The organism is Roseibium sp. MMSF_3247, from assembly GCF_030733765.1.
Taxonomy (GTDB): domain Bacteria; phylum Pseudomonadota; class Alphaproteobacteria; order Rhizobiales; family Stappiaceae; genus Roseibium.
Window position 1 is genome coordinate 542,663 of sequence record NZ_JASHII010000004.1, and the last position, 13,196, is coordinate 555,858.

General features: G+C 55.7%; 12 protein-coding genes. 7 read left to right on the forward strand and 5 right to left on the reverse strand.

Annotated elements, in window-relative coordinates:
• The first annotated feature begins 13 nt into the window (after nt 1-13).
• Nucleotides 14-466, forward strand: a complete 453-nt coding sequence (locus RBB44_RS16440) for a type II toxin-antitoxin system RatA family toxin (protein ID WP_133947333.1) — start codon at nt 14-16, stop codon at nt 464-466.
• A gap of 26 nt (nt 467-492) precedes the next feature.
• Here RBB44_RS16440 and RBB44_RS16445 read toward each other — a convergent pair whose 3' ends face one another.
• From RBB44_RS16445 to RBB44_RS16465, 5 genes are all read right to left on the reverse strand, one after another.
• Nucleotides 493-927 carry a hypothetical protein gene (locus RBB44_RS16445; protein WP_133947335.1) on the reverse strand — a complete coding sequence of 145 codons (435 nt, stop codon included), beginning with the start codon at nt 925-927 and terminating at the stop codon, nt 493-495.
• Nucleotides 928-1,024: 97 nt separating this feature from the next.
• Entirely contained in the window at nt 1,025-1,498 is a 474-nt protein-coding gene (locus RBB44_RS16450) for a hypothetical protein (RefSeq protein WP_209175549.1), read from the reverse strand.
• A gap of 157 nt (nt 1,499-1,655) precedes the next feature.
• Nucleotides 1,656-2,126 (reverse strand): hypothetical protein, encoded by a 471-nt coding sequence (locus RBB44_RS16455; protein ID WP_306148734.1) that lies wholly within the window; start codon nt 2,124-2,126, stop codon nt 1,656-1,658.
• A gap of 231 nt (nt 2,127-2,357) precedes the next feature.
• Nucleotides 2,358-2,867, reverse strand: a complete 510-nt coding sequence (locus RBB44_RS16460) for a CinA family protein (RefSeq protein ID WP_306148735.1) — start codon at nt 2,865-2,867, stop codon at nt 2,358-2,360.
• Between the two features lie 7 nt (nt 2,868-2,874).
• On the reverse strand, nt 2,875-4,125 hold the full coding sequence (locus RBB44_RS16465; RefSeq protein WP_306148736.1) for a bifunctional 2-C-methyl-D-erythritol 4-phosphate cytidylyltransferase/2-C-methyl-D-erythritol 2,4-cyclodiphosphate synthase: 1,251 nt from the start codon (nt 4,123-4,125) through the stop codon (nt 2,875-2,877).
• A 168-nt stretch (nt 4,126-4,293) separates the two neighbouring features.
• Here RBB44_RS16465 and dusB point away from each other — a divergent pair, with 168 nt between their 5' ends.
• From dusB to trkA, 6 genes are all read left to right on the forward strand, one after another.
• Entirely contained in the window at nt 4,294-5,298 is a 1,005-nt protein-coding gene (gene dusB / locus RBB44_RS16470) for a tRNA dihydrouridine synthase DusB (protein ID WP_306148737.1), read from the forward strand.
• Nucleotides 5,295-6,434 (forward strand): nitrogen regulation protein NR(II), encoded by a 1,140-nt coding sequence (locus RBB44_RS16475; protein ID WP_306148738.1) that lies wholly within the window; start codon nt 5,295-5,297, stop codon nt 6,432-6,434. Before dusB ends, RBB44_RS16475 begins: the two co-directional genes overlap by 4 nt.
• A 13-nt stretch (nt 6,435-6,447) precedes the next feature.
• Complete coding sequence (gene ntrC, locus RBB44_RS16480; protein WP_209175558.1) at nt 6,448-7,887, forward strand: nitrogen regulation protein NR(I); 1,440 nt, start codon at nt 6,448-6,450, stop codon at nt 7,885-7,887.
• Between the two features lie 153 nt (nt 7,888-8,040).
• On the forward strand, nt 8,041-10,308 hold the full coding sequence (locus tag RBB44_RS16485) for a PAS domain-containing sensor histidine kinase (protein WP_306148739.1): 2,268 nt from the start codon (nt 8,041-8,043) through the stop codon (nt 10,306-10,308).
• Nucleotides 10,298-11,665: a sigma-54 dependent transcriptional regulator gene (locus RBB44_RS16490; protein ID WP_306148740.1), complete on the forward strand. Its 1,368-nt coding sequence runs from the start codon at nt 10,298-10,300 to the stop codon at nt 11,663-11,665. The genes RBB44_RS16485 and RBB44_RS16490 overlap by 11 nt, the downstream gene beginning before the upstream one ends.
• Before the next feature lie 52 nt (nt 11,666-11,717).
• Nucleotides 11,718-13,094 carry a Trk system potassium transporter TrkA gene (gene trkA, locus RBB44_RS16495; protein ID WP_133947349.1) on the forward strand — a complete coding sequence of 459 codons (1,377 nt, stop codon included), beginning with the start codon at nt 11,718-11,720 and terminating at the stop codon, nt 13,092-13,094.
• The last annotated feature ends 102 nt before the right edge of the window (nt 13,095-13,196 follow it).

A 13,196-nucleotide genomic window follows, 5' to 3' on the forward strand; every position in this document is an offset into this window, starting at 1 on the left:
ACCACACTAACCCATGCCCAGTTTTTCATCTTCGCATAAGGTCAATCACAAGGCGGACGATATGTTCCGCCTCGTGGCAGATGTTGAGCAATATCCGAAGTTCGTTCCGCTTTGCCAGGCCCTGCAAGTGCGTGGTCGGAAGGAACTGCCGGACGGGCGCACCGTGCTGGTCGCCGACATGACCGTTGCCTATAAGATGTTCAAGGAAACTTTCACCAGCCGGGTGGAACTTCAGCCGGATAGCAAGACCATCTTGGTCGAGTATCTGGACGGCCCGTTCAAGCATCTAGAGAACAAGTGGACGTTCAAGGATGTGGACGATGGCCGGAGCACCGTCGGGTTTTACATCAATTACGAATTCCGCAGCCGAGCGCTCGGGTCGTTGATGGGGGCCATGTTCGATAAGGCGTTCCGGAAATTTTCAAACGCCTTCGAAACCCGCGCAGATCAGGTCTACGGCGGCTAGGCGTCAGTCCGGCCGCTATTGTTGATTTATTTGAACTGCTTGAATGCGTCGCGGATCGTATGAATCCGGCTTGCCCGCGTCTGGAAGGATCCTTCCGGCTCCCGAAGGGCTTCGATTTCCCGCTTCTCCAGGCCAAGGTCGTAAAGGCTGGCGAAGGCCGTGTTGTCGCTGCATAACACGTTGCGTTCTTCACCGAAATTTTCTTCCAGGATCAGTGTTCGACCGGCGGCAACTTCTTCCTCGGTCCAAACGACAGTGGTCGTGCTGACCCAGAACATGCGATCGCAATATTGCGCCTGGTAGTAGCCTTCTTTCGGACGTGTCAGAATTTCGTGAGAGCCGGTGAATGTGCCATCCGGATATTGGGACCGAATGTAGTAGTCGCTTTGCGCAAAACTGGAACCGGCCAGAGTGATCGCTGGCAAAAACGTCAGGATTGCTATGCATTGAGCGCGTGTCATCGGCAAATGTCCTGTACAGCTTTCGGTTCTCGTCTTTAAGTCACGATCCTTTTTTACTGCAATTGTCTTGCGCGAGCCTTACCAATGGATTTCGAGCCTATTCAGTGGCGTGGTAAGAGCCTTTTGCCTTGTCGCCAGAGCCGAATGATTTGCTAATTGCAGCGAAGCGGCTGATCGGGTTCACCAGCGGACCGTCTTCCTGAATGATCAGGCGTGGATCTTCATTGATCCCAAGATCAGCAAGGGTGACTTGTTCCTCCGGATTGGCACAAATCGGCCGCCAGCCTTTGCCGCGATTGTACTCGACGCGCAGCTCATATCCGCGGTCAACTTCAAGCTGGGTCCAGGCAACAGTTGCGTACCTCACCCAATAGGATCTTTGGCAATAGGTCACCTCAACCAGACCTTCGGCCATGCGGTTGTAGATTTGATGGGACCCGCGGAAGATGCGATGACCGTCTCGGGAGATGATGTAGGTATCACCCGGTTCAAGTTGGTCAGCATAGGTCTGGGTCGGTGCAGTGCACGCGAGTGCCAGCGCGGCGGCCATTACTGTCTTCTGGATCATCATATCCGGTCCTTATTCGCGAACTCATTTCGCGAAAGCAAAGCTGCTCAACGTCTTGAATAACCCAAATCCTTCAAGAACAAATTTCTGAAGGGGTTCGAAATTGTCTAAAGTTTTAATGAAATAAACTCTGCGGCATGCGCTGCGGCCAGAATGTAAATCAGCGCGTATGGTAGCTTTTGTATCGGCTGTCAGCCTTGCTCTTGTTAAAGATACCGCTGATCGCGCTCAAGCGGCTGACAGGTTTGTCGTCACTTTGTGATTGCTGCAGGAATTCTCTCGGCTGCATATCGATGCCAAGATCAGCAAGGGCAACCTGATCCTGCGGGCGCTGACAGATCGGGCGCCATCCACGGCCAAAATTGTACTCGATCTGAACTGTCCGGCCGAGTTCGGTCTCAAACTGAGTCCACGCAACGGAGTGGCTGCGCACATAGTACTCGCGATTGCAGTAACTGACTTGTTTCAAACCGCTGGAATACTCCAGGTAGAGTTTGTGGCTTCCAACGAACGTGCCTTGTTGATCCCGAGATATAAAATAGAAGTCGCCAGGCTGGGGAATTCCACCTGCCTGAGCACTGACTGGAACCAACAATGTGATCGCCGCGAGAAGGGCGTTTCTGAGCGTCATGGCACGAATGTTTTGTTTGCAACGACTGCAACCTACATTTGCCGGGCCTGGTCGTAAAACGCCTTTCTTGGCCAGTGTAAACCACCGGTTACCAAGCGGCGGACGGTTTTATAGGTGTTTTATTTGCATTGCACAATTGGCCCTAATCACGCCAGCAGGACGCTTGGTCATGTGCTTTCGACAGCGATTAAACAGGTACTCATTGCGAGGCAAAAAATTTCGACTGAGCAGCTAGTCCAGAGCGTCTAGCAGAGCGGTGAGGGCGGTCTGGACCGTTTCTAGTCGGATCGAGGTCCTGCCATTGTCGGCAAACCAGCAATGCAAATGCCTCGTCGGTTTATTCTTCACTGCAACAGCAATATGAACGGTGCCGACTGGTTTTTCGTCGCTGCCTCCACCCGGTCCGGCAATTCCTGTGACGGACACTGCGATGTCGGCTTTGGACTTGGCGAGCGCACCTTCGGCCATGGCTATGGCGACGTCTTTGCTAACAGCGCCGACCTTCGCAATCAGTTGTGCCGGCACACCGAGCATGTCCGTTTTGGCTTCGTTGGAATAGGTCACGAACCCGCGGTCTACGACGGCTGAAGAGCCTGCAATATCGGTCAAGCTCCCGGCAATAAGCCCGCCGGTGCACGATTCTGCTGTTGCCACCATCATGTTCCGCGCCTTCATGGCATCGAGGACGGAGGCTGCGAGGGTGCCAAGGTCAGAGAGGTTTGCAGGGTGTTTGCCGGACATGTTGATATTACTCATCTTCTTTGAGCGGCAGGCGGACAGTTACGCTGGCAAGCGCTGCGATGCCTTCTTTCCGGCCGGTAAACCCGAGTTTTTCCGATGTTGTCGCCTTGACCGAGACCCGTGCACTGGGAATGTCGCAGATGGTTGCGATCGAGTCCCGGATGGTTTCGCGATGCGGTCCGATCTTTGGAGCCTCGCAGACGATGGTGACGTCTATATGGGCGATCCGGCCGCCAAGGTCTTTGACACGTCGGACCGCGTCGATCTGAAACTGGTCCGAGTCAGCGCCTTTCCACTTTGGGTCGCTGGGCGGAAAATGCTGACCAATATCACCGTCGCCAATCGCTCCAAGGGTGGCGTCTGTAATCGCATGCAGAACCACGTCCGCATCCGAGTGGCCTTTTAAGGATTGGGTATGAGGTATAGCCACGCCGCCAAGAACTACCTCTGTTCCGGCCTCAAATGCATGCACATCATATCCGATGCCGGTCCGGACATCTTGAAGGCTTGCCAGAGACGGTTTTTGATGGGTTGAGGCAGTCATGGTCCACGTCTTTGCTAGAGTTTGTGCCCGGCTGAGGTCGGCCGGCGTTGTTATCTTGAAGTTCGCCGGATCGCCATTGCTCAGTGCGATCTCAAGGCCAGCCCATTCTGCAAGACTGGTATCATCGGTAAAGTCATCGAGACCAGCAGCTGCCGCGGCCCGATGCGCAGAAAGGATCTTGGCGAAGGGGAAACCCTGCGGCGTTTGTGCCGCATGAAGATTGCTGCGGTCGATGGTTTCCAACCTGTCAGCGCCTTGTGGCTGGCGTTTTAAAGTGTCAACGACGGGAACAGCGGGAAGAACGCCGTCTTGACCTTCTTCTAATGCTTCGATGACGCCGTCCAATACGTCGGTGCTCAGGAAGGGGCGAGCTGCATCATGTATAAGGACAAAATCCGGGTCGGCTTTTTCCAAGGCTTTCAAACCGTTCAAGGCAGACTTCTGCCGTGTTTTTCCGCCAACCACCGCCGACAAGAGCTTTGAGGATACTTTCTGAGGCAAGGACTCCAGGGCATTGATATACGCGTCGCCGTCGTCTGCGTGGATCACCGTAAGAATAGTTGAGATTGCGGGATGATTCCCGAGTGCTTTCAATGTATGGGAGAGGATCGAAGCGTCGGCGATTTGCCGGTACTGCTTCGGAGTGGTGCTGCCGTCTTGCGCCATTCGGCTGCCGCGTCCGGCGGCGACAACAAGAGCGGCGGTTTTCGGCATGGTGATGGATCTCCAAAGGGCAGTTGCCTCGTCACGAGATCGTCTTTAACCAAATCAATGGCCTGACCGCAATTTATCCCTTGTTGCCATCTGTGAAATGTCTAGTATATAGGCAGAATGAGAAATGCACAGACAATGAGCATTTGTGAAAGCGCGTCGCGACCTGGCATGAAGTCTATCAAGATCGGCCCCCACTCCCTGAAAAATCGCGCAGTCCTAGCGCCGATGTCTGGCGTGAGCGATTTGCCGTTCCGTCGTCTAGCGGCCCGGTTCGGCGCCGGCATGGTGGTCAGCGAAATGGTTGCCAGCGAATCCTTCGTCAAAGGTGATGCGGAAACCCAGATGCGCGCCGAAGCGCAGGATGGGGGGCTGCATGTCGTTCAACTGGCCGGCCGGGAAGCGCGTTGGATGGGCGAAGCAGCCAGAGTTATCGCAGGTCTGGGCGCCGATATCATCGATATCAATATGGGCTGTCCCGCGAAAAAGGTGACCTCCGGTTACTCCGGTTCGGCCTTGATGCGCGATCTCGATCATGCCTTGACCTTGATTGAAGCAGCAGTTGAAGCCGTTGATGTTCCGGTAACGCTCAAGATGCGGCTTGGTTGGGACGACACCTCGATCAATGCACCTGAGCTTGCGCGCCGGGCGGAAGCTGCTGGTGTGCAACTGATCACGGTGCATGGCCGGACACGCTGTCAGTTTTATAAAGGCACGGCAGATTGGGACGCGATTTCGGCCGTCAAATCTGAAATATCGGTACCGCTCATCGCCAATGGGGATTGCACGGGTATTGAAAGCGCTGAAGCGATGTTGGCGGCATCTGGTGCCGATGCGGTCATGATCGGGCGCGGGGCATATGGCCGGCCGTGGCTGCCGGGCCTCGTTGGACACTACCTTGAAACGGGCGAGATCCTGTCAACTCCACAAGGCAATGCGTTTGGCGATCTGGTGATTGAGCATTACGAGGCAATTCTGGACCTTTATGGTGTTTTGCCAGGCGTGCGGATCGCACGAAAACACCTCGGCTGGTACCTCGATACGTCCATTGAACAGGGCGGATTGGACATGCCAGGTGCACTCAAAAAGACAATGATGACATCGAACCAGCCGGATGAGGTTGTCCGGATTGCGTCCGATTGGTTTTCTTCCTGCAATACACGGACGGCAGCGTGACGGATCGAGATACTCCAAAGGGACGGACCGAAGCCCTGGCCAGCGATGGTCCAACCATCCTCGATGCACTCCCACACCCGGTCCTGCTTGTTGCCCCAGATGGGGTAATTGAATCGGCCAATATGGCGGCGGAGTTTTTCATGCGGTCCAGCATCTCCGTGCTGCGCCGGCATCCAATCAATGAGTTCATTCCGTTCGGAAGTCCGCTTCTGACACTGATTGACCAGGTTCGTGAGCGCGGTGCCGCTGTCAACGAGTACAAGGTCGATATCGGGTCACCGCGCATCGGCGCACCGAAGATTGTCGACATCAATGCAGCGCCAGTCGCGAACCGGCCCGGTGCTGTGGTGCTGATGTTTCAAGAGCGCACCATGGCGGAAAAAATCGACCGTCAACTAACGTCGCGTGGCGCAGCGCGCACGGTCACAGGCTTGGCCGCCATGCTTGCGCATGAGATCAAGAACCCGTTGTCCGGGATTCGCGGTGCCGCCCAGTTGCTTGAACAATCAGCTCCCGATGAAGACCGGGCTTTGACCCGGTTGATCACGGATGAAACCGACCGGATCGTGAAACTGGTCGACCGGATGGAAGTGTTTTCCGACGAGCGGCCGATCGAGCGCGACCCCGTCAACATCCATGTGGTCCTGGATCATGTGAAGCGATTGTCCGACAGCGGCTTTGCACGGGACAACAGGATTATTGAGAATTATGATCCGTCGTTGCCGCCGGTCTATGCCAACAAGGATCAGTTGATCCAGGTGTTCCTGAATCTGATCAAGAATGCCAGTGAGGCGATTGGAGACGATCCGGATGGCGAAATCCGGATTTCGACTGCATTCCGGCCCGGTGTCCGCCTGTCCGTACCTGGCACGGAAGACAAGGTCAGCCTGCCGCTCGAGTTTTGCGTCCAGGACAATGGTCCGGGCGTTCCTGTAGATTTGCTGCCGCATCTGTTTGAGCCATTTATCACAACAAAAACAAACGGTTCCGGACTGGGTCTCGCGCTCGTTGCCAAGATCATCGGCGATCATGGCGGTGTCATCGAATGTGACAGCCAGCGCGGAAAAACCGTCTTCCGGATTTTGATGCCAGCGTATTCAACCACCGATTCCGGGCCTGGGGCCGGAGCAGTATAAGGGCTGACTGACCATGCCGACTGGCACGATTTTGGTTGCCGATGATGATGCCGCCATCCGCACCGTGCTTAACCAGGCCCTGTCGCGGGCTGGATATACGGTGCGTTTGACGTCGAATGCGTCCACGCTCTGGCGCTGGGTTTCAGCCGGCGACGGAGATCTGGTGATCACCGATGTGGTGATGCCGGATGAGAACATCTTTGATGTCCTGCCGCGCATCAAGAAGATGCGCCCGGAACTGCCTGTTTTGGTTATGAGCGCGCAAAACACGTTCATGACCGCAATCAAGGCATCGGAAAAGGGCGCCTATGAATATCTGCCCAAACCGTTTGACCTGAAAGAACTGACCGGCATCGTCCAGCGTGCGCTGGAAGAGCCAAAGAAACGTCCTGTGGCCGACCTTGAGGAAAGCGGTGAGGGAATGCCGCTTGTCGGCCGTTCGCCGGCAATGCAGGAGATTTACCGCGTTCTGGCTCGTCTGATGCAGACTGATTTGACAGTCATGATCAATGGCGAATCTGGAACGGGCAAGGAGTTGGTGGCGCGCGCGCTGCATGACTATGGCAAACGGCGCAACGGCCCTTTTGTCGCGATAAACATGGCGGCCATCCCGCGGGATCTGATCGAGGCCGAGTTGTTCGGGCATGAGAAAGGCGCATTCACGGGCGCACAGAACAGGAGCTCTGGCCGGTTCGAGCAGGCAGATGGCGGAACGCTTTTCCTGGATGAGATCGGTGATATGCCCATGGAGGCGCAGACCCGACTTCTCCGCGTCCTGCAGCAAGGCGAATACACCACTGTCGGTGGTCGAACCCCGATCAAAACCGATGTCCGTATCGTTGCGGCCACCAACAAGGATTTACGGCATCTCATCAATCAGGGACTATTCCGTGAAGATCTGTATTTCCGGCTGAACGTTGTACCGATCCGGCTCCCACCGCTGCGCGAACGGGTTGAGGACATTCCGGACCTTGTGCGGCACTTCTTTTCCATGGCGGAAAAGGAAGGTCTTCCGGCCAAGCAGGTCGATCAGAGCGCGATGAACCTGATGCGCCGGTACCGTTGGCCGGGCAACGTGCGGGAACTGGAAAACCTCGTTCGCAGGTTGGCGGCGCTCTATCCGCAGGATGTTATCGGCGAGGCAATGCTTGATCATGAGCTGAGCCAACCGTCCACGAATCCGCTCGAAGATGAGACGTCCGAAACCGTTGATCTTGGCGGTTCCGTTGAAAAGTACTTGTCCGGATATTTCGAAACGTTCGGCGACGCGCTGCCCCCCCCTGGTCTCTACCATCGCATTTTACGGGAGGTGGAGTACCCTCTGATCAGCGCGGCGCTTGCGGCAACGCGAGGAAACCAGATCAAGGCGGCGGAGCTTTTGGGCGTGAACCGCAACACGTTGCGCAAGAAAATTCGGGATTTGGATATACAGGTTATGCGCTCCACACGGTGACGCTGGAACAAAATTCAGCGCCACTTTTCACTTGAATTTGTCAGTGGACGATTTTGCCTTGTCGCAATTTCGCAACATTGTGTGGTAAGTCTGCCGCATTCGCAGATCGTGTTATTCTGCGCCGAATTTTTGCAGGCAAATACCAGGGGCCGAATGATACTGGAATCCGCGCAACATCCCGTAGCGCAATCCGGCAGCGCCAGTAAGTTCTGGCGGCGCGCCGGTCTTGCAGTCATGATCCTGGCGCTCATTTCCATCGGGGTCACATTTTTCATCCTGATGGGTCTGACGTCCCTCGACCCGACACGCGACGTCATCGTCACGGCCATGGCGATCAACGGCCTTTGGGCCGTAATCCTGTTGGCGCTCATCGGCTATGAAATCATCAAACTGCTTCAGGCCCGCCGGCGTGGCCGGGCGGCCGCCCGTCTTCACGTGCGGGTAGTGGCTTTGTTCAGTGTCGTTGCAGCCGTTCCAGCGATCCTGATGGCCATTCTGGCGGCTGTGACGCTTGATCGTGGGCTCGACCGTTGGTTTGAGGACCGAACACGCACCATCATCGACAACGCCTTGACGGTGGCGCAGGCCTATTTGCAGGAACACGCAAGGGTTCTGCGGGGCGATCTCATTGCAATGCGGACCGATCTGGACCGAGCAAAGCCGGTCTACGACTTTGAGCCGACCCGGTTTGATCAGTTTTTCCGCACACAGGTCTCCTTGCGCGGCATTCTGGCGGCCTACATCATCAACCGCGAAGGCGACGTGGTGACCAGGGTTGTTCTAGACCCCAACGCTGATATCCCGCTGCCACCTGCAGATAGCATTTTCAAGGCGCAATCCGGTGACCCAATTCTAATCGCGCCGGGGATTTCGAACCTTGTCGGCGGCGTGATGAACCTCTCCGCCTACGATGGCTTTGTTCTCTATGCGGTACGCCGCCTGGATCCGCGTGTCGTGGAGTACATGGGCCTTGCCGAGAGCGGCGCGCTTCAATACCAGCAAATGGAAAACAGCCGGTTCGGCGTTCAGGTCGCCTTTGCGCTGGTCTATCTTGGCGTCGCTCTGGTCCTCTTGCTTTCCGCGATCTGGATCGGCTTCGGATTTGCAAATCAGCTGGTTTCGCCAATCCGGAGCCTCATCTCTGCAGCAGACGAAGTGGCGAGCGGGAACCTGTCCGTCACCGTGCCAACGGAAAAAGCCGGCGGCGACCTTGCCAATCTTGGGCAAAGCTTCAACAAAATGACCGGTCAGCTGGTCGGTCAAAGAGATGCGCTTCTTGCGGCCAACGAGCAGATAGATCGGAGGCGGCGCTTCAACGAAGCTGTCCTCTCTGGGGTTTCGACCGGCGTTATCGGGGTGGACGATGAGGGATCGATCATCCTGGTCAACCGGTCCGCCGAAGAGCTCCTGCAAGTTGAAGAAATTCGTATCCTGAACAAGCCGTTACCAGACGTTTTGCCGGAGTTGACGGACTACCTTTCAGATGTTCTGGCCTTGCAAGGCGACAAGATGCCAGAAACCCAGATTGAAATCACGCGCGGGGGACGACTGCGGACAATCAATGTGCGCACGACGAGCGAGCAATCAACCCGCCGGGAACACGGCTTTGTTGTGACGCTGGACGACATTACCGATCTTGTGTCCGCGCAACGCAACTCGGCCTGGGCGGATGTTGCCCGCCGGATTGCGCATGAGATCAAGAATCCTTTGACACCGATCCAGTTGTCTGCCGAGCGGATCCGGCGGCGTTATGGCAAACGGATCGAAGAGGACCGCGAAGTCTTTGACCAATGCATTGATACAATCGTGCGCCAGGTCGGCGACATCGGGCAGATGGTCGATGAATTCTCCTCCTTTGCGCGCATGCGCAAACCGAAAAAAACCATGAGCGATTTGCGGGAATCCGTTCGAAATGCTGCTTTCATGCAATCCGTGGCGAACCCGGACATATCGGTAACAGCCGACTTGCCTGAGAGCCCTGTTTTGGCGACGTATGACGAGCGGCTGGTCGGTCAGGCGTTCACAAATGTAATCAAGAACGCCACAGAAGCGGTCGCTGCCCGGACGGGTGACGATTTGCCCAAGGGATCGGTGTCCGTTCACGTCAAATGTGATCCGGAAGACGATCCGGAGCGGGTAATTGTTGATGTAGTCGACAACGGCATCGGCCTGCCGGAAGAAAACAGATCGCGGCTCTTGGAGCCATATATGACGACACGTGAGAAGGGGACAGGACTGGGACTTGCCATCGTGCGCAAGATTCTTGAAGACCATGGAGGGGGCATTGAATTGCTGGATGCGCCGAAGGCCAATCCAGGCGACACCGGAACGCTTGTCCGGTTGACGCTCTCCATGAAGCCGTCTGAAGCCCTTGAAACAGACCAAACCGAAGAAGAAGCAGTGACTGCCCATGGCGCATGACATTCTGGTTGTAGACGACGAAACCGATATCCGTGAGATGATTGCCGGCATTCTGGACGATGACGGATACGGCACCCGCACGGCGCATGACTCAGACAGCGCGATTGCCGCCGTGAAAGAGCGCAAGCCGTCGCTAGTCATCCTGGATATCTGGTTGATGGGAAGCCGGTTGGACGGTCTGGCGCTTTTGGATCAGTTCAAGGAAACTGATCCGGATATGCCCGTTGTGATCATTTCCGGCCACGGCAACATCGAAACGGCTGTTTCCGCGATCAAGCGTGGGGCCTATGACTACATCGAAAAACCTTTCAAGGCTGATCGGCTGGTCCACATTGTCGAAAGAGCGCTGGAAGCATCCAGTCTTCGCCGCGAAGTGCGCGACTTGCGCCAAAGAAGCGGGGAGACCAGCGACATTGTTGGCTATTCTTCAGCTGCCAATGGTCTCCGGCAAACCATCGAAAAAATTGCAGGAACGAACAGCCGAATTCTGATTTCCGGGCCATCGGGGTCCGGCAAAGAACGTGCAGCGCGGATGATCCATGATCTTTCACCGCGTGCGAAAAGTCCGTTTGTTGTCTTGAACGCGGCCACCATCACACCGTCCCGAATGGAAGAGGAGCTTTTCGGGATCGAGGATGAGAGCGGGAACCTGCGTAAAATTGGTGCTTTGGAAGAGGCACACGGCGGTACGCTGTATCTCGACGAAGTTGCCGACATGCCGGCGGAAACACAGGGCAAGATCCTTAGGGTATTGGTGGAGCAGAGTTTTTCGCGTGTTGGCGGGACCGGTAAGGTACAGGTCGACATCCGGATCCTGTCATCGACCTCAAAGAATCTGGAAGAACACATTGCAACGGGCTTGTTCCGGCAAGATCTCTATCACCGCCTGAGCGTGGTGCCTCTCCGCGTGCCGGGGCTCGCCGAGCGCCGGGAAGACATCCCGGTGCTTGTAAGCCACTTTATGGAGCAGATCTCTTCGGCGTCCGGCATTCCGCTGCGTCCGATTGGAGACGATGCCATGGCAGTCCTTCAAACACACGATTGGCCAGGAAATGTCCGTCAGTTGCGGAACAACGTCGAGCGACTGTTGATTCTGAGCCGGGGCGAACCGGACAGCACCATTACCGCGGACCTTCTGCCCGCCGAAATCGGTGAAACCCTTCCGAGCCTGCCGTCGTCCGGCACTGGTGAACACTTGATGTCCGTTCCGCTGCGTGAGGCGCGGGAAATCTTTGAACGCGAGTATCTTCAAGCCCAAATCAAGAGATTTGACGGCAACATCTCGCGCACGGCGGAATTTGTCGGTATGGAACGGTCAGCGCTTCACCGCAAGCTGAAGACGTTGGGAATGACCTGACGCGCCAGCGTGCTTGTGAGAGCCAAATAAGAAGAGCCGGGAAGGGGTTTCCATGAAAATCGTGATTTGCGGCGCCGGACAGGTCGGCTACGGGATCGCCGAACGGCTGGCTGCGGAACAGAACGATGTTTCCGTTATTGATTCCTCGCCCAAACTGATTGATGCGATCGGCGATCAACTGGATGTTCGCGGTTTTGTCGGACACGGGGCTCACCCGGATGTTCTAGCCCAGGCCGGAGCGGAAGAGGCCGATATGATCGTTGCCGTCACCTTGTATGACGAGGTGAACATGGTCGCGTGTCAGGTGGCCCATTCCCTCTTCAATGTGCCGACAAAGGTCGCGCGTATCCGCGCGCAATCCTATCTTCAGGGCCGTTGGCGCAATCTATTTTCCCGCGAAAACATGCCGATTGACGTGATCATTTCACCTGAAATCGAAGTCGGTGAAATGGTGCTTCGGCGTTTGGCTCTTCCAGGGGCTGTAGAAACCGTCCGTTTTGCCGACGACAATGTCGTTGTGGTCGGGATCATGTGTGAAGACGACTGCCCGGTCGTAGATACGCCGCTTCATCAGCTGACAGAACTGTTCCCGGATCTCGGGGCTGTTGTTGTTGGGCTTTACCGGAATAACAAACTGTTCGTGCCGAAAAGCAGCGATTCCATCTACACAGGCGATCTTGCTTATGTTGTCGCGAAACGGGATCAGGTACGCCGCACACTTAGCATTTTCGGGCATGAAGAGCCGGAAGCCGGCAAGGTTGTGATTGCAGGCGGCGGCAATATCGGCCTTTATGTTGCAAAGGCCTTGGAACAACGTCAGGCCGGTACAAAGATCAAGCTGATCGAAGCATCCCGTGAACGTGCCATTTCAGTTGCGGACGATCTCAAGCGATCGGTCATTTTGCATGGCAGTGCGCTGGATCTGACAATTTTGAACGAAGCCGATGCCGGTGATGCGGACACAATGGTTGCTCTCACGAATGAAGATGAGGTCAATATTCTGTCGTCCGTTATGGCCAAAAAACTTGGCTGTAAACGGTCATTGTCGCTCTTGAATAACCCGAGTTATCCGGCGTTCACCAATGCACTTGGCATTGATGCCTTCATCAATCCACGCGCCGTAACGATTTCCAAGATCCTTCAGCATGTACGCCGCGGCCGGATCCGGGGTGTCCACACATTGCAAAACGGCGCTGCCGAAATTGTAGAGGCAGAAGCGCTCGACACTTCGCCACTGGTCGGGCGGCCGTTGCGCATGATCGACTTGCCGTCCGGCATTCGGATCGGAGCGGTGTTCCGGGATGGCGAGGTTCTGACACCGAATGGAGATCTGCAGATCCAGGCGAAAGACAGGATCGTAATCTTTGCAGTTGCCAGCAGGGTCCGGCAGGTTGAGCAGATGTTCCGCGTCAGTCTTGATTTCTTTTAAGTCAGTATGACGTTTTTCTGATCTTGCATTTGGCTGACCAAACGGTCAAAACAGTAGCAATACCAATTGGTTCAAAAAGAACCTGCCGGGATCAGGAGAATT

Coding starts and splice junctions, on each gene's coding strand:
- RBB44_RS16460 (WP_306148735.1), bottom strand. CDS start 2,867: ATGTCCGGCAAACACCCTGCAAACCTCTCTGACCTTGGCACCCTCGCA.
- RBB44_RS16450 (WP_209175549.1), bottom strand. CDS start 1,498: ATGATGATCCAGAAGACAGTAATGGCCGCCGCGCTGGCACTCGCGTGC.
- RBB44_RS16465 (WP_306148736.1), bottom strand. CDS start 4,125: ATGCCGAAAACCGCCGCTCTTGTTGTCGCCGCCGGACGCGGCAGCCGA.
- RBB44_RS16490 (WP_306148740.1), top strand. CDS start 10,298: ATGGCGCATGACATTCTGGTTGTAGACGACGAAACCGATATCCGTGAG.
- dusB (WP_306148737.1), top strand. CDS start 4,294: ATGAAGTCTATCAAGATCGGCCCCCACTCCCTGAAAAATCGCGCAGTC.
- RBB44_RS16455 (WP_306148734.1), bottom strand. CDS start 2,126: ATGACGCTCAGAAACGCCCTTCTCGCGGCGATCACATTGTTGGTTCCA.
- RBB44_RS16445 (WP_133947335.1), bottom strand. CDS start 927: ATGACACGCGCTCAATGCATAGCAATCCTGACGTTTTTGCCAGCGATC.
- trkA (WP_133947349.1), top strand. CDS start 11,718: ATGAAAATCGTGATTTGCGGCGCCGGACAGGTCGGCTACGGGATCGCC.
- ntrC (WP_209175558.1), top strand. CDS start 6,448: ATGCCGACTGGCACGATTTTGGTTGCCGATGATGATGCCGCCATCCGC.
- RBB44_RS16485 (WP_306148739.1), top strand. CDS start 8,041: ATGATACTGGAATCCGCGCAACATCCCGTAGCGCAATCCGGCAGCGCC.
- RBB44_RS16440 (WP_133947333.1), top strand. CDS start 14: ATGCCCAGTTTTTCATCTTCGCATAAGGTCAATCACAAGGCGGACGAT.